Annotated in this window: 20 protein-coding genes; 11 read left to right on the top strand and 9 right to left on the bottom strand. The window is 70.0% G+C overall.

Annotated features, from left to right (window positions below; genetic code table 11):
* The first annotated feature begins 15 nt into the window (after nt 1-15).
* The 3 genes from G4D85_RS27425 to G4D85_RS27415 all read left to right on the top strand — a co-directional run bounded on the left by G4D85_RS27425 (nt 16) and on the right by G4D85_RS27415 (nt 5,000).
* Nucleotides 16-3,165 (top strand): efflux RND transporter permease subunit, encoded by a 3,150-nt coding sequence (locus tag G4D85_RS27425; RefSeq protein ID WP_164016959.1) that lies wholly within the window; start codon nt 16-18, stop codon nt 3,163-3,165.
* Nucleotides 3,165-3,752 carry a MarR family winged helix-turn-helix transcriptional regulator gene (locus G4D85_RS27420; RefSeq protein WP_164016958.1) on the top strand — a complete coding sequence of 196 codons (588 nt, stop codon included), beginning with the start codon at nt 3,165-3,167 and terminating at the stop codon, nt 3,750-3,752. Before G4D85_RS27425 ends, G4D85_RS27420 begins: the two co-directional genes overlap by 1 nt.
* A gap of 222 nt (nt 3,753-3,974) precedes the next feature.
* The gene (locus G4D85_RS27415; protein ID WP_338052910.1) at nt 3,975-5,000 is read left to right on the top strand and encodes a hypothetical protein; all 1,026 of its coding nucleotides are present in this window, start codon (nt 3,975-3,977) and stop codon (nt 4,998-5,000) included.
* A gap of 69 nt (nt 5,001-5,069) precedes the next feature.
* Here G4D85_RS27415 and G4D85_RS27410 read toward each other — a convergent pair whose 3' ends face one another.
* From G4D85_RS27410 to G4D85_RS27400, 3 genes are all read right to left on the bottom strand, one after another.
* Nucleotides 5,070-6,242 carry a CaiB/BaiF CoA transferase family protein gene (locus tag G4D85_RS27410; RefSeq protein ID WP_164016956.1) on the bottom strand — a complete coding sequence of 391 codons (1,173 nt, stop codon included), beginning with the start codon at nt 6,240-6,242 and terminating at the stop codon, nt 5,070-5,072.
* A 131-nt stretch (nt 6,243-6,373) separates the two neighbouring features.
* Nucleotides 6,374-6,700, bottom strand: a complete 327-nt coding sequence (locus G4D85_RS27405) for an SCP2 sterol-binding domain-containing protein (protein ID WP_164016955.1) — start codon at nt 6,698-6,700, stop codon at nt 6,374-6,376.
* 97 nt (nt 6,701-6,797) lie between these two features.
* The gene (locus G4D85_RS27400) at nt 6,798-7,175 is read right to left on the bottom strand and encodes a response regulator (RefSeq protein WP_164016954.1); all 378 of its coding nucleotides are present in this window, start codon (nt 7,173-7,175) and stop codon (nt 6,798-6,800) included.
* 211 nt (nt 7,176-7,386) lie between these two features.
* Between G4D85_RS27400 and G4D85_RS27395 the strand changes: the two genes are divergently transcribed.
* Nucleotides 7,387-8,388 carry a sensor histidine kinase gene (locus tag G4D85_RS27395; RefSeq protein WP_164017088.1) on the top strand — a complete coding sequence of 334 codons (1,002 nt, stop codon included), beginning with the start codon at nt 7,387-7,389 and terminating at the stop codon, nt 8,386-8,388.
* Between the two features lie 77 nt (nt 8,389-8,465).
* Nucleotides 8,466-8,711, top strand: coding sequence for a twin-arginine translocase TatA/TatE family subunit (locus G4D85_RS27390; RefSeq protein ID WP_164016953.1), 246 nt, complete (start codon nt 8,466-8,468; stop codon nt 8,709-8,711).
* Nucleotides 8,712-8,904: 193 nt separating this feature from the next.
* Here the strand turns inward: G4D85_RS27390 and G4D85_RS27385 are convergent, their stop codons facing one another.
* The 6 genes from G4D85_RS27385 to G4D85_RS27360 form a co-directional block, all read right to left on the bottom strand.
* The gene (locus G4D85_RS27385; protein ID WP_164016952.1) at nt 8,905-10,776 is read right to left on the bottom strand and encodes an AMP-dependent synthetase/ligase; all 1,872 of its coding nucleotides are present in this window, start codon (nt 10,774-10,776) and stop codon (nt 8,905-8,907) included.
* Complete coding sequence (locus G4D85_RS27380; RefSeq protein WP_164016951.1) at nt 10,773-11,513, bottom strand: tetratricopeptide repeat protein; 741 nt, start codon at nt 11,511-11,513, stop codon at nt 10,773-10,775. Before G4D85_RS27380 ends, G4D85_RS27385 begins: the two co-directional genes overlap by 4 nt.
* Before the next feature lie 150 nt (nt 11,514-11,663).
* A complete protein-coding gene (locus G4D85_RS27375; RefSeq protein WP_164016950.1) occupies nt 11,664-12,413 on the bottom strand; it encodes a sigma-70 family RNA polymerase sigma factor in 750 nt (249 codons plus the stop codon).
* A gap of 221 nt (nt 12,414-12,634) precedes the next feature.
* Nucleotides 12,635-14,068: an FAD-binding oxidoreductase gene (locus G4D85_RS27370; RefSeq protein ID WP_164016949.1), complete on the bottom strand. Its 1,434-nt coding sequence runs from the start codon at nt 14,066-14,068 to the stop codon at nt 12,635-12,637.
* Nucleotides 14,065-14,622, bottom strand: coding sequence for a GTP cyclohydrolase I (gene folE / locus G4D85_RS27365; RefSeq protein WP_240359534.1), 558 nt, complete (start codon nt 14,620-14,622; stop codon nt 14,065-14,067). The genes G4D85_RS27370 and folE overlap by 4 nt, the downstream gene beginning before the upstream one ends.
* 104 nt (nt 14,623-14,726) lie before the next feature.
* Nucleotides 14,727-15,068, bottom strand: coding sequence for a Rieske (2Fe-2S) protein (locus G4D85_RS27360; RefSeq protein WP_164016947.1), 342 nt, complete (start codon nt 15,066-15,068; stop codon nt 14,727-14,729).
* Between the two features lie 154 nt (nt 15,069-15,222).
* Between G4D85_RS27360 and G4D85_RS27355 the strand changes: the two genes are divergently transcribed.
* From G4D85_RS27355 to G4D85_RS27330, 6 genes are all read left to right on the top strand, one after another.
* A complete protein-coding gene (locus tag G4D85_RS27355; RefSeq protein ID WP_164016946.1) occupies nt 15,223-15,648 on the top strand; it encodes a hypothetical protein in 426 nt (141 codons plus the stop codon).
* An 83-nt stretch (nt 15,649-15,731) separates the two neighbouring features.
* Nucleotides 15,732-17,090, top strand: a complete 1,359-nt coding sequence (locus G4D85_RS27350) for a zinc-regulated TonB-dependent outer membrane receptor (protein ID WP_164016945.1) — start codon at nt 15,732-15,734, stop codon at nt 17,088-17,090.
* 24 nt (nt 17,091-17,114) lie between these two features.
* On the top strand, nt 17,115-18,038 hold the full coding sequence (locus G4D85_RS27345; RefSeq protein ID WP_164016944.1) for a metal ABC transporter substrate-binding protein: 924 nt from the start codon (nt 17,115-17,117) through the stop codon (nt 18,036-18,038).
* A gap of 3 nt (nt 18,039-18,041) precedes the next feature.
* Nucleotides 18,042-18,911, top strand: a complete 870-nt coding sequence (locus G4D85_RS27340) for a hypothetical protein (RefSeq protein ID WP_164016943.1) — start codon at nt 18,042-18,044, stop codon at nt 18,909-18,911.
* Nucleotides 18,898-19,719 carry a metal ABC transporter ATP-binding protein gene (locus G4D85_RS27335; protein ID WP_164016942.1) on the top strand — a complete coding sequence of 274 codons (822 nt, stop codon included), beginning with the start codon at nt 18,898-18,900 and terminating at the stop codon, nt 19,717-19,719. Before G4D85_RS27340 ends, G4D85_RS27335 begins: the two co-directional genes overlap by 14 nt.
* Complete coding sequence (locus tag G4D85_RS27330; protein WP_164016941.1) at nt 19,700-20,572, top strand: metal ABC transporter permease; 873 nt, start codon at nt 19,700-19,702, stop codon at nt 20,570-20,572. The genes G4D85_RS27335 and G4D85_RS27330 overlap by 20 nt, the downstream gene beginning before the upstream one ends.
* Nucleotides 20,573-20,662 lie beyond the last annotated feature (90 nt).

The raw sequence follows: 20,662 nt of genomic DNA, 5'->3' as shown, positions 1-20,662 counted from the left end.
TCTGGGACCTCCTGAATGAGCCCGCTTAAGACCTTCATTACCCGCCCCATCTTCACCGCCATGCTGATGCTCGCGGTGGTGGTGTTCGGCGTGAACGCCTACCCGAAAATCGGCGTGGACCAGTTCCCCGACGTGGACTTCCCCATCGTCACGGTGACGACGGTGCTCCCGGGCGCAGACCCGGAGACCATCGAGAAGAACGTCAGCGACCCGCTGGAGGAGGCACTCAACACGCTCAACGGCGTGGACCAGCTGCGCTCCATCAACCTGGAGAGCGTGTCGCAGATCATCGTCCGCTTCGACCTGGACACCAACGTCGACGTGGCCTCGCAGGACGTGCGGGATCGCGTGCAGGCCAGCCTGCGCAACCTCCCGACGGAGATTGAGACGCCCGTCGTGGAGAAGTTCGACATCGGCGCGGCGCCCATCATGACGCTGTCGCTGTCCGGCGCGCTGCCTATCGAGGAGCTGACGCGGACGGCCGAGGACATCATCAAGCCGGCGCTGCAGCGTCAGGGCGGCGTCGGCAGCATCGACGTCATCGGTGGCCGCGAGCGGGAAATCCAGCTCGTGGTGGACCCGGAGCGGCTGCGCGGCTTCGGGCTGGCCATCAGCGACGTGAGCCAGGCGGTGCGCGCCCAGAACCTGGACGTGCCGGGTGGCCGCACCATGGACAGCGGCCGCGAGCGCGTGGTGCGCCTGACGTCCGAGGTGAAGAGCGTGGATGAGCTGCGCAACCTCATCATCGCCAGCCCCAACGGCGCCCCGGTGCGCGTGCGCGACGTGGCGGACGTGGTGGATGGACCGGAGGAGGCCCGCTCGGGCGCCAAGTACGGTGACCGCAGCGCGGTGGCGCTGGTGGTGCGCAAGCAGTCCGGCGCCAACACGGTGCAGGTCGCGGGGCTCATCAAGGAGTCGCTGGGCGAGCTCAACAGCCTGCTTCCCGAGGGCGTCAAGGTGGAGATGGTGACGGACAACGCGAAGTTCATCCGCTCGTCCATCGCCGCGGTGCAGTTCGACCTGGTGCTGGGCGGCTTCCTCGCGGTGCTCATCGTGCTGGTGTTCCTGCGCAACCTGAACTCCACGCTGGTGGCGGCCGTCGCCCTGCCGGTGTCGGTGGTCGGGACGTTCGCCGTCATGGCGGCGCTGGGCTTCACCTTCAACGTCGTGACGATGCTGGCGCTGACGCTGTCCATCGGCCTGCTCATCGACGACGCCATCGTGGTCATCGAGAACATCGTCCGTCACCTGGAAGAGGGAAAGACGCCCATGCAGGCGGCGCTGGAGGGCACGGGCCAGATTGCCCTGGCGGTGCTCGCGGTGACGCTGGCCATCGTCGCGGTGTTCATCCCCGTGGCCTTCATGGACGGCATGATGGGCATGTTCTTCTACGAGTTCGGCGTCACGGTGGCGGTGGCGGTGCTCATCTCCTACGCCGTGTCCATGACGCTCACGCCCATGCTGTCCTCGCGCATGCTGCGCCACCACGGCTCGCCCACGGGCGTGTCCGCGGTGGTGGAGAAGGTGCTGGTGGCCACGGAGTCCGGCTACCGCAATATCCTGGCGGCCATCCTCCGGCGCCGGGCGCTGACGCTGGTGGTGGCGGTGGCGGTGCTGTTCATGACGTTCGGCATGGCGCGCTTCCTGAAGTTCACCTTCATTCCCGAGCAGGACAACGGCAACATCAAGCTGGCGGTGGAGCTGCCCATCGGCTCGACGCTGCAGGAGACGCAGGTGGAGCTGGACCTGCTGTCCGCGCAGGTCGGCGCGCTGCCCGGCATCTCCTCCACCTTCTCCACGGCCGGCGGTGGCGTGCAGGAGGAGGTCCACAAGGGTGAAATCATCGTCAACCTGGTGCCGCTCAAGGACCGCAGCTTCGGCCAGGGCGAGCTGAAGACGTACCTGCGCAAGGTCATCCACCCGCGCCAGGGCGTCAACGTCACGGTGCAGGACATCGCCGGTGTGTCCGGTGGTGGCGCGCGCACGCAGGCGGTGCAGTTCAACCTGCGCGGCGACAACTGGCAGGAGCTGGTGGCGTCCGCGGAGAAGGTGCGCCAGGAGATGCTGAAGAACCCGGGCCTGGTGGACGTGGACCAGACGTACCGCTCAGGCAAGCCGCAGTACGACGTGCAGGTGGACCGCGAGCGCGCGGCCAGCCTGGGCGTGCCGGCCGCGTCGCTGGGCAGCACGCTGCGCGCCTTCCTGGGCCGCGACAAGTTCGCGGACTACCGCGAGGGCGGCGAGACGTACGAGGTGAAGCTGAGCCTGCCGACGGAGACGCTGGCCTCCGCGGACGCGCTGGGCAAGCTCACCGTGCGCGCTCCCAACGGGCAGCTCGTGGAGCTGCGCAACCTGGCGAAGATCACCCCCGCGGATGGCCCGGTGCAGATCGACCGCGAGGCGCAGAAGCGGCAGATCACCGTCCTGGCCAACCTGGCCAGCGGCTACGCGCTGAGCGACGCGATTACGTTCCTCAACGGCTACGCGGCGAAGGAGCTGCCCAAGACGGTCATCTACGACTTCGAGGGCAACGCGAAGGAGATGGGCAAGTCGGTGGCGGCGTTCGGCTCGGCGCTGCTGCTGGGAATCATCCTCATCTACATGATTCTGGCGGCGCAGTTCGAGAGCGTCATCCACCCCTTCACCATCATGATGTCGCTGCCCTTCGCGCTCATCGGAGCCATCGGCGCGCTGCTCATCACCGGGCAGGCCATGTCGATGTTCGCGCTCATCGGCATCATCATGCTCATGGGTCTGGTGGTGAAGAACGGCATCCTCCTGGTGGACTTCACCCTGCAGCTGCGCGAGCAGGGGAAGACGGCCACGGAGGCCCTGCTGGAAGCCGCTCCGGTGCGTCTGCGGCCCATCCTGATGACCACCATCGCGATGATCGCCGGCATGATTCCGGTGGCGATGGCCCGCGGCGACGGCGCGGAGACGCGCGCGCCCATGGCCATCACCATCATCGGCGGCCTCGTCACCTCCACGTTCCTCACGCTGGGCGTGGTGCCGGTGGTGTACTCGCTGATGGATCAGCTGACGGAGAAGTTCAAGCGCCGCCGGGGTCCGGGCCTTGCCTCGGGCACGGGGACGCCGCATGCGGTGGGCCCGCATGGTGAGTCCCAGCCGGGGGTCGCCGCGGCGGCCCGGGTGGAGACCGCCTGATGCGGCGGCCGGACGACAAGCCGGCCCTGCGCGTGCAGCGGCTCGCCGCCGACAGCGACGGCGAGCTGGAGCATGACCTCACCGAGGAGGGCGGCCCGGCGGAAGAGGGCCTCCCTCCCGAGGTGGACGAGGACACGTCCACCCCGGAGTCCCGGAAGCTGCATGAGCTCATCATCCAGCTCGGGCGGTACCGCTCGCTGAGGGATCCGCTCCACGGCATCTGCGAGGACAATCAGCTCACCCCCACGCAGATCCACGCGTTGATGTGGCTGGGGAACGACGGCCCGACGCACGTGGGCGTGCTGGCGCAGCGCATCGGCATCACGAAGAAGACGATTACGGGCGTGGTGGACCGGCTGGAGCACATGAACCTGGTGGAGCGCGGCAGGGACGCCGAGGACCGGCGCGCTGTCGTCGCCCGCCTGACGGACAAGGGCCAGGCGCTGTTCCACCGCATCAGCCGCAGCGTGGACCAGGGGCTGCGGCGCGTGCTGGACCTGCTGGAGCCCGAGGACCGGGAGTCGCTGTTCGGACTGCTGGAGCGGGTGCTGCAGCGGCTGGGTCGCAGCACCGCGCAGGCAGTGTGAGAAAGTAGCGGCGCGCGTCGACGGGACACCCTGTCGACGCGCGCACTGCTTCTTCCGCCTCGCATGCACTCCCCCTCACTTCTCATTGCTGGACTGGTTGCCCTGGGTGGGACTGCGCTGGCGGCGACGCCGGCCGGGTCCCCTGCCCCGGCCTCGCGGCTCGCCACGCAGTGCCGGGCGTGGGCCTCCGACGCGCGCAACCCCTGGGCCCTGGCTCATGGCATGGCCCTCGACGGGCGTAGGTTCCGCGCGCGAGACGGACGGCTCGCGGCGGACGTCGTCATCTCCGACTTCCTGCGCCGGACGCCCCTGTCGCGAGACTCCGCGCCGGAGGCGGGCTCGCCCGGCACCAGAGCGTCGGCCCCCGCCGCGCACGGCGCGGGAAGCGCTGGTGCATCCCGTCCCGGGGACCTCTTCTTCGACGCCTACGCCCCCGACGGCACTCCGGTCGAGCCCCACCCTGCCCTGCACGTGAAGACGCTGCTGCTGGCGGGCCATCCGCTGTCCCAGCGCTTCAACGCGGCCTGGGGCCCGGTGACGCTCCGGGAGCTGGTCGAGGACCTGAAGCGCGACTTCCGTCCCGCCCTGGCCACCTCGCCGGAGGGCGCCTGGACGCTGGATGCGCTGTCACTGGCGCTGAAGCCGGGAGCCACCTTCCGCGACGCCGCCGGCGCCACCGTGCGCTTCGACACTGTGATGGAGACGGCGCTCGCCACGCTGGAGGCGGCCCACGCCGAGCTGGCCGCGGGCCTGAAGGCCCGTCGTCCCGAGGTGCCCAAGCGCCGGCAGGGCATCTACGCCCATCCGTGCGGCGGCCTGCACTACTTCCAGGCCGTGGCCGGCTGGGCCCGGCACCCCTCCGTGCGCAAGGCCTGGCGCAAGCGGCTGGACGCGCAGGTGGACGTGCTGCTGTACCGGCTGGACTCGGAGACGCGGCAGTACGAGAGCGCCCTCGCCGCCGCGCCCGCGTACCGGCTCCAGGTGCTCGTCCAGATGCTGAAGTTCCACGGGCACCTGCTGGAGACGCTCGGGCGCTACCGCGACGACACGGGCTGGCGGCCCACGGCGGACCAGCGACAGACTGTCGAGCGCGCGCGCACGTACCTGGAGGGCACCGTGCGACGGCTGGACGAGGCCGGAGCCTTCAAGGACCTGGAGGCCCTCGCCGCGAGGGAGCGCCAGCTCGCGCTCGACCTCGTGGGGGACACCTGCCACGCCGCGCACGGCGAGGCCCTGTGGGCTGACTGATGCGAAGCCCGTTGACGGGTGCCCCAGGCGCTCGGCACGGACGCCAGCCCAGGTCCGTTGCCAGCCCCCTCAGTGCCCCAGGCGCTTCAGCTCCTCGGCGCTGAAGCCGGCCTCGGAGAGCACCTCCCGCGAGTGCTGGCCCAGCGCGGGCGGCTCGCGCAGCGGCGTGTCGCCCATCCGCAGCGGCGTCAGCAGGTGCGTCACCTTGCGGCCCAGGCGCGTGTCCTCAGCCTCCACGAAGAGCCCCCGCGCGCGGAGCTGCGCGTCTTCCAGCACCTCGTCCCCGTCCGCCACCGGCTCGATGCACAGGTCCGAGCCCGCGAAGCGCTCCTTCCAGTACGCCAGCGGGTGCTCCGCGAACAGGCGCGTCAGCTCCGCCTTCACCCGCGCGCCCGCCTCGCCCGGCGCGTAGGCGTCCTCCATCAGGTCCATCCGCCCCAGCCGCTCACACACCCCCGAGAAGAACTTGGGCTCCAGCGCCCCCACCGCCAGCCACCGGTCATCCGCCGTGCGGTAGAGGCCGTAGCACGCGTACCCGCCATTGAGCGCCTCGCGCCCTCGCTGGAGCGGCCCACCCTCCGGGCCCATGAAGAGCCGCGCCGCCAGGTGCATGTGCAGGAAGGCCAGCGCCCCGTCCGTCATCGACACGTCCACCAGGCGCCCCTTCCCCGTCCGCTCGCGCTCGTGCAGCGCGGCGAGGATGCCCACCAGCGCGAAGAGGCTGCCCCCACCGATGTCGCCCATCTGCACGCCCGGGAAGGCCGGCGCCCCACCCGCCTCGCCGCCGTACCCGAGCAGCCCCGCGCGCGCCACGTAGTTCAAGTCGTGCCCCGCCTTCAGCCGGTCCGGCCCCGTCTGCCCGTAACCGGAGATGGCGCAGTAGATGAGGCGCGGGTTCTCCGCCCGCAGCACCGCCTCGCCCACGCCCAGCTTGTCCATGACACCCGGCCGGAAGCTCTCCACCAGCACGTCGTAGTGGCGCACCAGCCGCTTCAGCGCCTCGCGCCCCTCGGGCGTCTTGAGGTTCAGCGTCACCGAGCGCTTGTTCCGGTTGAGGCCGTAGAAGAGCGCGCTGACGTCGTCGCGCAGGGGCGGCATCTGCCGCACGTAGTCCCCGCCGTCGGGCTCCTCCAGCTTGTCCACGGAGGCGCCCAGGTCCGCCAGCACCAGCGTGGCGTAGGGCCCGGGCAGCAGGCGCGACAAATCCAGCACGCGCAGGCCGGTGAGCGGAAGCGACGACATGGGGACTCCTCCAGGGGACACGGCGAGGGGGGTGGAAACGACAGCGGCGCGGCCCCCGTCAGGAGGACGCGCCGCGCACCGGGAGACGTGGCCAGCGAACCCGCCGGCCGCCGCGCTCCAGGTCGGTACCGCTACGCCAGCAGCTTCGCCAGCTTCATCGCAAGGCCCATGTCCATGGGCTTGAACTTCAGCTTGCCCTGCATGGCGGCCATCTGCGCGTTGAGCTTCTTCTCGCGGATCTTCACGAAGTCCTCGTTGCTCACCGCAACGGTCATCTTCGGCGTGCCCTCGGCGCCCTTGGTGACCCAGTTGTCCGGCTTCGTCAGGTCCACCGTCCACTTGCCGCCGCCGTCGCCGGAGATGTCGAAGTGGATGATCGCGTTGATCTCCTTGGCCAGCTCAGGCTTCTGCTTGAGCACGTTGGGGATTTCGGTCTCGATAATGTCCTGCGCGGTCACGGCTCGCTCCTTGGCGTGGTCGTTGATTTCTGAATCAAGACTGTTGGGACCGTAATGGCGCCCCCCTGGCAGGTCAAGACAAGCGATACGCCATCCGTCAGGCGCTGGTGGAGGCGGCGGCGGGGTTCAGCGAGCGGCGCACCATGTCCAGCAGGTCATTGAGCTCGAAGGGCTTGGCCAGGTGGCCCACCGCGCCGATGTCCGCGGCCTTGCTGCCCACGTTGCGGTCCGCGCTGAGGACGATGATGGGGATGCTCGCAATGGTCGGAGGACGCTGCCGCATGCGCTGGGCGAACTCCCAGCCGTCCATGACGGGCATCATCAGGTCCAGGAGGATGAGGTTGGGCGGCTCGGGCTCGAGTCGCTCCAGGGCCTCCTTGCCGTTCCGCGCGCGGCGAATCTCGAAGCCCTCGGCCTCCAGAATCTCCGAGAGCGCCTCCAGGATGTCCGGGTCGTCGTCGACGACCAGAACCACCGGAGCACCAGCATGCTGTGCGTTGTTCAGGGTCAGAGCAGTCTCCCGAGGTGCGACGCCACCGATTCTCCCACCATCCCTCCACTCGGCGGCGCAAGAAAGTGCGCCCGCCACTCGAAGCTGGGGCACACGTTGCCAAACCGACAGTGGCTGCCCACCCTTTCCGTGACCTGCTGGACTGGAGGCGGAAAACGTGGCGAGCCCGAGGGAGATGGGAGCAGGCAGCACCCCGGTGGCACCCGGTCTCGTCCTCCTCCCCCGCCAGGGGAGCCCTCGCCTGCTAGGCCGCACGCTGCTCGAGCACCTGGGCCTGGAGGAGCTGCCCTCCGCCGCGACGTCGATGCAGGCGCTGCTCGCCGCCGCCGGCTTCCGGCGACGCTCGCGGGACGGGGGCGTCTGGGAGCGGGAGGGCCGCGCGGTGGTGGCGGGCGAGACGGCGCTGGAGGACGGGGCGCGGCTGCTGTGGACCTTCCCGGTGCCCTGGGACGAGGACTCGGTGCGCGAGCACGTGCGGTACCTGGGCCTGGCGTCACATGACTTGCGCGGCTCGCTGGCCAACATCCGCTCGTACGCCGCGCTGCTGCTCAACGGGCGCTCGCCCCTGGATGCCAAGGTGAAGCGCGGGCTGGAGACCATCCTCCGCAACGCGGACCGCTCGCTGTCCTTCGCCCAGGACTTCTTCGACGCCAGCCGCGCGGACCTGGGCTCGCTCCCCTGTGAGCCGGAGCGGCAGTCGCTCCTGCCGCTGCTGGACGCGGCGGTGGAGCGTCAGCGCGCGACGGCCACGGCGGCCAACGTCACGCTGGTGCTGGACGTGGACCCCCAGGCGGGCCTGCCGGACGTGGCCGTGGACGGGGCCCGCATCCAGCATGCGGTGGAGTCCTTCATCCAGTACCAGCTCCTGCGCGCCCAGGCCGGCGAGGTCATCCACCTGCGCGTGCGCCCCTCACCGCCCCACGTGAGGGTGGAGGTGCGGCGCGAGGGGGTGCCCCTCTCCGACGATGACGCCTCGGCCGTCTTCCTGCGCGAGGAGCGCGCCTTCCGCGAGAAGAAGCTGGAGGACCCGCTGCGCATCTACCTCGCCCGGCAGGAGGTGGAGGCCCACGGCGGCGGTGTGGGCGTGGAGACGGACCGCGCCGGTAGCACCCTCTTCCTCACACTCTTCCTGGCCCCCTCGGCGGAGCTTGGTCCTCCAGCGAGCATGCAGGCCTAGTCCGGGCTCCGGACTTGCTGGCGGATGGTGGCGCCCACCGGTATGCTCCGACGCGATTTTCGCGAAGGAGCCGTGTGATGGGTTTGAAGGGAATGGAGATCCTGCTGATCATGGCGGTGCTGCTGCTCCTGTTCGGGGCCACGCGGCTGCCGCAGCTCGGCTCGTCCCTGGGCAGCGCGATTCGCAACTTCAAGCGCGGCTTCGGCGGCGAGGGCGAGGAGACCGGCGCCCCCGGTGAGAAGAAGGCCGGCGGCACGCTCGCCAGCAGCAGCGGCGTGGAGAAGGACGTCTCCAAGGCGCAGACGCCCAGCCACCACGGCTGAGAGCGAGGACCTCCGGGACGGCCGCCCCGCCCCGGAAGCCCCTGAAGCACCAACGCCCGAGCCACCCCGCTGACACGGGTTGGTCCGGGCGTTGTCATTTCCACGACTTGCCGTCCCCCACGTCCCGGCCCCCCATGAGAGGGGCCAGACGGGGCCGGCCCCTCCGTGAGAGGGGCCGGGCGGGGCCGCAGCGTCAGTCGATGACGGCGGCGCCTTCGTACATGGAGTCGATCTGCGGCTTGTACTTGGCGCTGCAGACCTTGCGCTTCACGCTGAGCTTGGGCGTCAGCTCACCCGTCTCCTGCGAGAAGTCCGCCTCCAGCACCGAGAAGCGCTTCACGGTGGAGTACGGCGGCATCTCGCCGTTGACGGAGTCCAGGGCCGCCTTCACCGCCGCGTGCACCTCGGGCCGCTTCGCGTTCTCCGCGTAGGTGCCGACCGGGGCGCCCTTCTCCTGGAGGAGCTTGCGCGCGCCCTCTTCAGAGACGGTGATGAGCGTCACGAGGTACGGGCGCTTGTCGCCGTACACCATGGCCTGGCTGATGATGGGGTGCGTCTTGAGCAGGTTCTCGATGTTCTGCGGCGCCACGTTCTTCCCGCCCGCCGTGACGATGATGTCCTTCTTGCGGTCGGTGATGCGCAGGTAGTTGTCCGCGTCCAGCTCGCCGATGTCACCCGTGAAGAACCAGCCCTCGGGGTTGATGGCCTCGGCCGTGGCGGCGGGGTTCTTGTAGTACCCCTTCATCACACCCGGACCGCGGATGAGGATTTCCCCGTCCGGGGCAATCTTCAGCTCCGTGCCCGGCATGGGGGCGCCCACGGTGCCAATCTTGATCTTGTTCTCGCGATTGACGGTGGTGCCGGCGGACGTCTCCGTCAGGCCGTAGCCCTCGAGCACCTTCAGGCCCAGCAGGTCGAAGAAGTAGCCAATCTTCGAGGACAGCGGCGCGCCACCGGAGATGAACAGGCGCATGTTGCCGCCCAGCTTCTCGCTGATGGCGGCCCGCACCTTGGCGAACACCAGCTTCTTCGCGAGGCCGAAGGCCAGGGTGTTGTACTCGCGGCCCTGGTTGCGCGCCTCGACGTACTCGTCGAAGAGCTTGAAGGCCCAGCGGAACAGCTTGCCCTTGAGGCCCGGCGCCGAGGAGCCGTTGGACACGACGTTGTTGTAGACCTTCTCGAAGACGCGCGGCACCGAGGGCAGCACGGTGGGCTTCGTCTCCACCAGGTTGGCGAGGAGCTTGTCCACCGACTCGGCGATGATGAGCCGGTAGCCCATGGACAGCCAGGCCGCCTTGACCACCTGCGCGAACACGTGCGCCAGCGGCAGGAAGAGCATCACCGAGTCGGTGGGCTCCATCATGCCCACCGACTGGGAGGCCTTGGCCTCGTACGCCCAGTTGCTGTGGGTGAGGATGACGCCCTTGGGCTCGCCCGTGGTGCCCGAGGTGTAGATGAGCGAGTTGGTGTCATCCATCTTGATGGCGGCCACGCGCTCGTCGAAGGCGGCGGGGCGCGCCTGGACCTCGGAGCGGCCCTGCGCCATCAGGTCGGCGAGCGACATCTCCACGCCACCCGCGACGGCGCCGTCGAAGAGGACCACCTTGCGCAGGCTGGGCATCTCCGCCAGCTTCTGGCGGATGCGCGTCAACCGGCCGGCCTGCTTGGCGTCCTTCTCATCGTTGTCGATGAAGAGGAACGACGTCTCGGAGTGGTTGATGATGTAGCGACACTCGTCCGGGGTGTTGGACGAGTAGATGGGCACCGTAATGGCCTGCGCCGCGCTGATGGCGAGGTCACAGATGATCCACTGGACGCTGGTGTTCCCGAAGAGGGCCACCCGGTCTCCGGGCCGGATGCCCTGGGCCACCAGGGCCTCGGAGAGGGCCTTGACCTCCTCCAGGACCTGCACCCAGGTCACGTCCTGCCAGCGCCCGTCCTTCTTGTGCGTGACGCCCACCTTGGAGGCGTTGCGCGCGTTCTGTACGAGCAACTGGACGAGGTTCCCATCTTGCGACCCCCCGGCCGCGGGAGCCGGAGCTGCCATCTGATTCTCTGCTCTCATTTGAGCTCCTCTTCAATGTCCGCTTCGACCTTCTTGGCCAACTCCTGAACGCGCCGACCCTCGGGAGGATCGAACGCGACACTGCCCTGCTTCACCTTCTGGATGGCGTCACGCGCCTTCTCCGCCTTGCCGTCCCGCAGGAGCGTCTCGCCGAGGAAGAGGTACGCGCGCAGCATCTGGGGGTGCTTCGCGATGACCTTCTCGTACAACGCCGCGGACTTGCCCAAATCCCTCTTGGGCCACGGCAGCTCGTAGTAGTAGCGCCCCTTTGCCAACAGTGGAGCCCCCAGCTCGAAGTCGGGATTGAGCTTGATGGCCTTGTCGAGGCGCTCGTTGAACTTGCTCTCCAGCCCCTCGCCCAGGGCCTTCATGACCCCCACGGCCTGGGAATACGCACCAATGCCGGTGGCCGCGAAGTAGTTGCCCTCCACGCGCTCCGGGTTGAGCTTCACCGCCCGCTCCCCCGCGTCCCACGTCTGGCGGCCGAGGACCTTCTTCAGCTTCTCGTCCCTGGCGCCGTCGGCCTGCCAGTGGAGGATGCGGGCCTTGCGCCAGGCGACCTCGTAGTCGTCCGGGGCGGCGTCGAGGGCCTTCTTCAGCTCGGCCTCCAGCTCCTTCACGGCGGCTGGGTCCGCGCGCTTCTCATAGATAGAGTCCAGCGTTGCCAGCAGCCCTGGGTCCGCCGCACCGGCTGGAAGGGCGCCAAGCAGGCACAACGCAAGCAAAATCAAGCGCATGGCGGGTGGGTTTAGCACGCACGCTCGCTTGTACGCAAACCAACCGCCCACCCTTCATCACCAAAAAACAAGGGCGGGGCCGGTCGGGTGGAAGACCCGTCCAGTCCCGCCCTGGTGGGGCAGCTCCCCGGGAGGGGAGGCCGCTGTGACTCAGGCTGCGTCGGCCGAGGCCAGCTCTTCAGGAAACTCCTCGTTCTCGTTGAACGCGGAGAGGTAGCGCTCGAGGAAGTTCTTCGTCTTGAGCTCCACCTGGCGCACGCGCTCGCGCGACACGCCCCAGCGCTGACCCAGCTCCTCCAGGGTGAGCGGCTTGTCCTGGGTGAGACGCTCCGTGAGGATGTCCCAGCCGAGGTCGCCGATGCGCTTGCGGACCTTGGCCAGCGCCTCCTGGATTTCGGTGTCCTGCTCGCGCGACAGGTAGACCTGCTGCGGAGAGGGCCCGCCGTCCTCGATGCGGTCCAGGAAGGTCGTCTCGCCCTCCTCGTCGATGGTGGCGTCCAGGGAGAAGTCCACCATGCTGCCGCGCTCCGCCTCGCCGCCGCGGACCTGGCTGCGGTTGTCCTTCAGGTAGCGGGTGATGTAGGCGCGAATCCACCACACCGCATAGGTGGCGAAGCGCACGTTCTTCTTGGGGTCGAAGTGCTCAATCGCCTTCATGAGGCCGACGTTGCCCTCCTGGATGAGGTCATCCAGGCGTGAGCCGCGGTTGGCGAACTTCTTCGCCACGGCGACCACGAAGGCCAGGTTGGAGCTGGCGAGCGTCTGCCTCGCGGACTCGTCGCCCTTGCGAGCGCGCCGAGCCAGCTCGTACTCCTGCTCACGGGTGAGCTGGTGGTGCCCACCGAGGTTGCGCAGGTAGTGCGACAGGCCCTCGGCCGCGTACTTCGTCGAATTGGCCATGATTTCCCGTCCTCCGTTCGATGCCGGACGCGATCTGCTCGCCGCTCCGCGTCCACCTGTCTCTAGGACGCGCAACGGACGAAAGGGTTTCTCATTCCGAAGTCAGAGGGCATTTCCGTCACTTACCCCTGACACAAGCACGTCAATCTCCAGCCCTTCCCGGCACTTGGAAGGTAAGGGCCGTGACGTCCCGGCGAAAATGAGCCCAAACCGGCTACGAATTAAGAACGCCTGGGCGCGGGGAACATTTTCTCGGGATTGAGCAAGCCTGATGGGTCGAAGAAGGACTTGAGCCGCCGCTGCAGGTCGATGAGCGCTGGCTGCTGCTCCAGCGACAAATATTCCCGCTTCGCGTGGCCTACACCATGCTCGCCTGTGATCGTGCCGCCCAGCTCCACCGTCATCACCAGCATGCGGCGCAGCGCCTCCTCCACCAGCGGCCGTTGGTGCGGCCCCTCATAGAGGATGTTGGCGTGGAGGTTGCCGTCTCCCGCGTGGCCGTACGTGGCCACCGTCAGGCCCAGCTCCGCGCCCATGGCCTTCAGGCGCTCGATGATTTCCGGAATCCGAGAACGGGGCACGACGATGTCCTCGGAAATCTTGTGAGGCTTGAGGGCCCGGAGCGCTGGGGAAATGGAGCGACGCGCGGCCCAGAGTTTCTCACGTTGTGAGTCGTCCTGAGCGACCAGCGTCTGGGTGGCCCCTCGCTGTGTGCAGATGTCACCGAGCTGCGACAGCTCGGCCAGCAGGCCCTCCTCGTTGTTGCCGTCCACCTCGGCGATGACGGCGGCACCGGCGCCCGGCGGGAAGCTGAAGCCACGGCCGTCCACCGCGCGCAGGGCCACGTCGTCGATGAGCTCCAGGCAGCGCGGGAGGATGCCGGCGGCGAGCACCGCGGACACGCCGCGCGCCGCGTCCAGCACGGAGGGGAACACCACCAGCGCGGTCATCACCCGGCGCGGCAGGGGGATGAGCTGGAGGGTGATTTCCGTGGCCACGCCCAGCGTGCCCTCCGAGCCGACGAAGAGGCCCACGAGGTCATAGCCGGCCACGCCCTTGATGGTGCGGCGCCCCACGCGGACGACTTCACCGTCCGGCAGCACCCACTCCAGGCCGATGACGTAGTCGCGCGTGACGCCGTACTTGAGGGCACGCGGGCCCCCGGCGTTCTCCGCCACGTTGCCGCCCAGCGTGCAGAACTCCCACGAGTTCGGGTCCGGCGGGTAGAAGAGGCCCACCGCCTCCACCGCCTTCATCAAGTCGCCAGTCACTACGCCGGGCTCCACCACCGCGGTGAGGTCCTCCACGGAGATGGAGCGGATGCGCGTCATCCGCTCCAGGCTCACCGCCACGCCACCGCACAGCGGCAGCGAGCCCCCGCTCTTCCCGCTGCGCGCCCCGCAGGGCGTGAAGGGCACGCCATGCGCCCCGCACACCTTGAAGACGGTGGACACCTGCGCGGTGTCTTCCGGAAAGACGACGGCGTCCGGTGGGTACACGCCGCTGTCGGACTCGTCGCGCGCATACGCGGCGAGCGTGTCCGCATCGCGGCGCACCTGGCCCGGGGAGAGTGCCCGCACCAGCTCCTCGCACGCGCGCTCCACTCGCTCGGGCTCCACGCGGGGGAAGCTCGCGGGGGTGCCCGGCGGGCTCATCGCCGGGACCCCAGCCGCGCCCACAGCTCACGGCGCAGCGGCCCGTCGCGCCGCAGGGTGCCCTCGTAGGCCTCGGCATGGGTGACGGCGTCACGCTGCTTGTCGCCACGCAGCCGCATGCAGGACTGCTCCGCCTCGATGATGCAGGCGGTGGCGGGGCTGCCGAGCACACGCGACAGGGCGCTGGCCACGTTGCGCGCCAGGTCCTCCTGGAGGGTGAGCCGGTGCGCGAAGCAGTCCACCAGCGCCGACAGCCGGCTGAAGCCCACCACGCGTCCACCCGGCACGTAGGCCACGTGGGCACGGCCGGTGAAGGGCAGCAGGTGGTGCGGACACATGGAGTGGAAGCGCAGGTCCGTCACCAGCACCATCTCCCCGGCCGAGCCCTTCGGTGCGGCATACGTCTTCCCCAGCACCTCCTCGGGCGTGCGGGCATAGCCGTCGAGGAACTCGCACATCCAGGCGTCGGCCACGCGCTGGGGCGTGTTCACGAGGTTGGCGTCCTGGAGGGACAGGCCCGCGGCGCGCAGGAAGTCTTCCACCGCGCGGGCCATGGCCGCGCGGTCCGGGACCACGGAGGGAGACGGGGCGGCGGAGGCCTTGCGGCGGGCTCGGGACGGACTCAAGGGGCAATCGCTCCTGGTGTATGGGCCGGCGTTCAGCGGGCCGGGAAGCTACCCGATGCGGCCACGAGGATGTGCTCGCCCTCGACGCGCACTTCGTAGATGCGGACACGGGCGTCCGGTTGCCGCGAGCACCGCCCCGTCCGGACGTCGAACGGCCAGGCATGCAGCGGGCAGTGCAGCACGTGCCCGTCCAGGTCTCCCTCCGAGAGCGGCCCTCCCCGGTGGGGGCAGGTGTCTTCCAGGGCATGGAGGTGCCCTTCCACCCGGACGAGCGCCACCCGGGTGCCGTCCACCGACACCACCGCCCGGCCCCGGTCGTCCAGGTCGGCCAGCGTCGCTACCGGAATGAACGTTCCGTCCGGGGGTCCTTGCATGCGCGGGTCTCCAACGCCTCGGGGGGCATGACGCATCCCGGCGCCGTGAATGACGCACGGGCAAACACGTCCACCCTCCAGAACACGCCGTGATACCGTGTCTTGACACTTCCGGGGCACCGTCATTACAGCACCCGGACATCCTTCCTTGAAGATGCTCCAGCAAGCCCACACCTTCGCCCGCTGCATCGCGACGCTGCTCGTCGCGCTGTGGGCGTGTCAGCCGGTGGGCGCGCTGCTGCACGGGAGGGACGCCCACGCGCACCGCTTCTGCCCGCAGCACCAGGCCTTCGAGGAGACGGCGGGCGGCACGGGTCCGGGGCTGTCCCGGCTGGCCGCCGAGCGGAGCCCCCTGCTGACCGCGCGCCCCGAGGCGGGGACGGACTCCACGCGCGTCATGCACGAGGCGTGTCCGCTCGTCACCTCCAGCTCGCGCGACGAGGTGTTCGCCTCGCGCCCGGCGGCCTTCCCGCCCGAGCGCCTGACGGTGAGCATCCCCGCCACCGCGCCGCCCCGGGGCTCCCCTCCCCTCGCCGTCCTCGCCACCGCTCCGAAGGCCTCGCCTCCCGCGCGCGGCTGAAGCCGTGTCCTGTCGGGGCCTCCAGCCCCCCTGTATCTGGTCGACGTCCGCGCCGCGGGCGTCCGGTACGAGGAGCATCCCAGGTGTCCACTGTTTCATGGCGTCCCAACGGCGCCTTCATCGTCGTGTCCATCGTCACCCTCCTGTCCGCCGCCAGCGCCGCGGCCCAGGAGTCCACGCCTCCTGACGCGGGCCAGCCCGGGGCCGACGCCGGCACGGCCGCGGAGGCCACGGAGTCCCCGCCCGCCGAGCTCAGCCCGGAGGAGATGGCGGAAATCGAGAAGGCGCTGGGCGGCGACGGCACCGGCCAGCAGAACGCGCCCGCCGGCACCGCCAGCGCGCCGCAGTCCTCGCCCGGTGGCAGCGCGCTCTCGCTGCCGGGGATGAACACCGGCGGCACCAGCTTCCTGGACCTGAGCCTCGTGCTGGACGTGGCGGCGGCGGCCTTCACCGCGAAGGAGCCCCTCCAGACGGGCGGACACGACCCCACCCGCAACGGCTTCAACCTCCAGCAGTTGGAGCTGTCCATCGGCTCGGTGGTGGACCCGTACTTCCGCTTCGACGCCAACATCGTCTTCGCCCAGTTCGGCGTGGAGATTGAAGAGGCGTACGGCACCACGCTGGCGCTGCCCGCGAATCTCCAGGTGCGCGCGGGCCAGTTCCTCACGCGCTTCGGGCGCCTCAATGGCACCCACCCGCATGCGTGGGACTTCGTGGACCAGCCCTTCGCGGTGGGCCGCGTCTTCGGCGGCGAGGGCAACCGCGGCCTGGGCACGGAGCTGTCGTGGCTCACGCCGCTGCCCTGGTACGTGGAGCTCATCGGCAGCATCACGGACGCCACGGGTGAGGGCACCGCGCGCAGCTTCCTGGGCGCGTCCGCCGAGCGCGTGCTGTCGCCGCTGGACCTGCAGCTCACCGGCGCGGTGAAGCAGTTCTTCTCGCTGTCGGATGACTTGTCGCTGCTGTGGGGCCTGTCCGGCGCCACCGGCCCCAACCCCACCGGCTACCGCAACCGCACGGACGTGTACGGCACGGACGTGTACCTGCGCTACCGCCCCATCACCGAGGCGAGCACCACGCTCGTCACCCTCCAGGCGGAGGGCTTCTACCGCCGCCGCCAGGTGCCCGACGACGTGCTGACCGACTTCAGCGCCTACGCCCAGGTCGCGTGGCGCTTCTCCCAGCGGTGGGCCACCGCGCTGCGCTACGAGCTGGGCACGCCCGCGAGCGGCGACAGCGCCGAGGTCGTGGACCCGCTGGACCCGGAGTGGACGGAGGACCGGCACCGCGTCTCCGCCGCCGTCACCTTCTGGCCCACCGAGTTCTCCCGCCTGCGCCTCCAGGGCGCCATGGACAACGCCGGCTGGCGCGAGTCGCCGGACTACTCCGTCTTCCTCGCCCTGGAGCTGGTCACCGGCGCCCACGGCGCCCACGCCTTCTAACCCCCCTCACAGGAGCTCTGCCCCATGCGACCCTTCCGTCTCCTCGCGGCCCTGTGCGCCGCCCTCACCGTCCTCACCGCCCTGCCCGCGCGCGCGGACCTCAACGTCGTCACCACCGTGCCGGACCTGGCCGCGCTCACCAAGGCCGTGGGGGGCGACCATGTCCAGGTGCAGTCCCTGGCGCTGTCCAGCCAGGACCCGCACTTCGTGGACGCCAAGCCCAACCTCGCGCTGGCGCTCAACCGCGCCGACCTGCTCATCAGCATCGGCCTGGACCTGGAGATTGGCTGGCTGCCCAACCTCCAGCTGGGCGCGCGCAACTCGCGCATCCTGGTGGGCAACACCGGCTTCCTCAACGCCTCGCAGTTCCCCCGCATCCTGGAGATTCCGCCGGGCAAGGTGGACCGCAGCGCGGGCGACGTCCACCCGGGCGGCAATCCGCACTACCTCTATGACCCCAGGCAGGCGCTGGCGGTGGCGCGCGGCATCACCGAGCGGTTGGCGCAGCTGGACTCGAAGAACGCGGCGGCCTACCGCGCCAACCTGGCGAAGTTCACCGAGGAGCTGGAGAAGGCGCGCGTGGGCTGGGAGCAGCGGCTGACAGGCCTGAAGGGCGCGCCCATCATCGCGCACCACCGGACGATGGCGTACCTGGCGGACTGGCTGGGCTTCGAGCCCATCGCCTTCCTGGAGCCCAAGCCGGGCATTCCCCCCAACCCGTCCCACATCGCCAGCGTGCTGGTGCAGGGCCGGCAGCGCAAGGCGCGCATGGTGCTCATCGAGAGCTACTACCAGGACACGCCCGCGAAGCTGGTGGCCTCCAAGATTCCGGCCCCCGTCGTCACCCTCCATGGCGGCACGGACTTCCGCGCGGGTGAGACGTACATCCAGCACGTCGGCGAGATGGTGGACCGCCTGGAGAAGGCGCTCACCGGCAAGGGGGGCTGAGCCATGCGGGCACGACTGCTCCTTCCCCTGCTGCTGCTGTCCGGCTGCGCGCTGGACGCTGGCGAGGGCTTCGCCGTGCTGGAGCCCACGGTGAGCGCCGGGTACACGCCCCTGCCCTCGCGCGACGTGGGCAATGGCTTCCAGCAGCTCGCGTCCGACTACCAGGTGCGCGTGGACGCCGCGGCGCTGGGCGTGTCGCACGTCGAGCTGCTCAGCGCCGCCACGGGAGGCGGCGGAGGTGGCGGTGGCGGCGGCACCTTCGACCCGGCCAACCCGCCCCCGGGCTACAGCCTCTGCCATGGCGGGCACTGCCACCGCGATGACGGCGCGCTGGTGGACTATGAGGACATCCAGGCGGAGCTGGATGGCGGTGGCGGCTCGTCGGCGGTGACGCTGGCCGCGCTGCACGTGGACGCGGAGCTGGACCTGCTCGCCTCGGAGACGCTCACTCCCGAGTGCGAGCCGGACTGTGAGCTGCCGCGCGGCACCGTGTCCCGGGCCCGGTGGGACGTGACGGCCCTGCGGCTCCAGGGCGTGGTGAAGGACCGCCGCGCCACGCCGCGCTTCGAGGGCGAGCGCCCCTTCCGCCTGGACCTGGCGGTGGAGGGCGGCGAGGAAGCCGAGCCGCTGATGGAGCTGAGCGCCCCGCTGGACATCCCCTCGGACCGCGAGCACAAGCCGCGCGTGCTGCTGGCGCTGGCCCTGTCGCTGTCCCCCACCGTGTTCGATGCGCTGGACTGGGCGGCCGCCACGCCCGGCGCCGACGGCGTGGTGGACCTGGGCGCGGAAGAGAACGAGGCGCTCTTGAGTGAGCTGCTGGAAGCCGTGGCCGGGCTGACGCCCGAGGCGGAGGTGCAACGTGAAGACCGGTGAACCGACGGAACCCAAGGGCGGCGAGCACGCGGTGCCCCCCACCTTCACGCCCGGCGAGCCGCTGCTCACGTGCGAGCAGCTGGTCATCGGCTACGGCGACAAGCCGATGCTGCCGCCCATCGACATGGTCATCCGGCGCGGCCAGTTCGTCGCGGTGGTGGGCCGCAATGGCTCCGGCAAGAGCACCTGGTTCAAGACGCTGCTCGGCATGATTGAGCCGGTGTCCGGCACCATCCGCCGCGCGTCGCCGGCGATGCGCAGCGCGTACGTGCCGCAGTCGTCCGCCATCGACTCGCTGCTGCCGCTCCGGGCGCGGGAGCTGACCGCCTGGGGCCGGCTGCGCGGGTGGAGCTTCCTGTGGCCGTTCTCCCGGAAGGTGGACCGCGACGCGGTGGAGAGCGCGCTGGAGACCGCCGGAGCCAAGGCCATTGCCCCGCGGCAGTACCGCGAGCTGTCGGAGGGCCAGAAGCAGCGCACGCTGCTGGCGCGGCTCATCGCCACCGAGGCGGACCTGGTGCTGCTGGACGAGCCCACCGCCGCCATGGACGCCGTCGCCGAGCGCGAGACGATGCAGCGGCTGTGCGCGCTGGCGCGCAAGCGCGGCCTGGGCGTGGTGGTGGTGGTCCACGACCTGGAAGTGGCCGCCGAGCACGCCGACATCCTGTTCTTCGTGGACCGGGAGACGTCCGCCTTCGTGGTGGGCGACGCCCGGACCGTGTTCTGCCACCCCGCCTTCCGTCGTCAGTACGGCGACGAGTACTGCCAACGCGCACCCGAGGGACCCCACCGTGGAAACGACGCTCGCTGAACCCTCCAAGTGGCAGGAGTTCATCGCGGGGTTCGAGCTGTTCAGGGACCCGCTGCTGTGCGCCCTCATCGCCGGAGGCGTGCTGGGCTTCCTCAGCGTCTACGTGGTGCTGCGGCGCATGGTGTTCGTCAGCGCCGCGGTGGCCCAGTCCGCCGGCCTGGGCGTGGCCCTGGCCTTCTTCGCGACCATCCACCTGGGTGTCCACGTGGAGCCCGTGGTGGGCGCCACCGTCATGGCCCTGGCGGCCACGCTGCTGCTGATGACGGAGCCCGCCAAGCTGCGGCTGACGCGAGAGAGCCTGCTCGGCCTGGCCTATGCGCTGGCCGGCGGCGCGGCCGTGCTCATCGGCGACCGCATCGCCCAGGAGGCCCATGACATCCAGGGCATCCTCTTCGGCACGGCGGTGCTGGTGACGCCCGAGCAGCTCCACACGGTGATGGTGGCCGGCGCGCTGGTGATGTTCATCCAGCTCTGGTGGTACCGGGGCATCACCTTCGCCAGCTTCGACCGGATTGGCGCCCACGTGCAGGAGCTGCCGGTGCGCCTGCTGGACGCGGTGCTGATGGTCTCCATCGGCGTCATGGTGGGCGTGTGCGCCCGAGCCCTGGGCGCGCTGCCGGTGTTCGCCTTCTCCACCCTGTCCGCCATCGCCGCGCTGATGCTGGACTTCCGGCTGCCAGCGACGTTCTTCATCGCCACCCTCGCGGGCGCCATCTCCGGCGTGGGCGGCTACCTCTTCGCGTACTTCTTCGACTTCCCGGTGGGCGGCTCGCAGACGGTGCTCGCCGGGGCGTTGGTGGCGCTGGCCATGGGCGCCCGTTCCCTCATGGGCCTGTTCCAGCGGGCACGCTGACGGACGCACGGAGGGCGCCAGGAGCCGGCGCCCTCCCCATCACTCCCCGATATACGGGCCCCCCTCGTGGCGTTCTCGCGGAAGAGCATG

Origin of the sequence: Pyxidicoccus trucidator (assembly GCF_010894435.1) — a bacterium.
Classification (GTDB): domain Bacteria; phylum Myxococcota; class Myxococcia; order Myxococcales; family Myxococcaceae; genus Myxococcus; species Myxococcus trucidator.
Note: the sequence above shows the minus strand (reverse complement) of the source record. Positions and strands in the feature narration are given on the sequence as shown.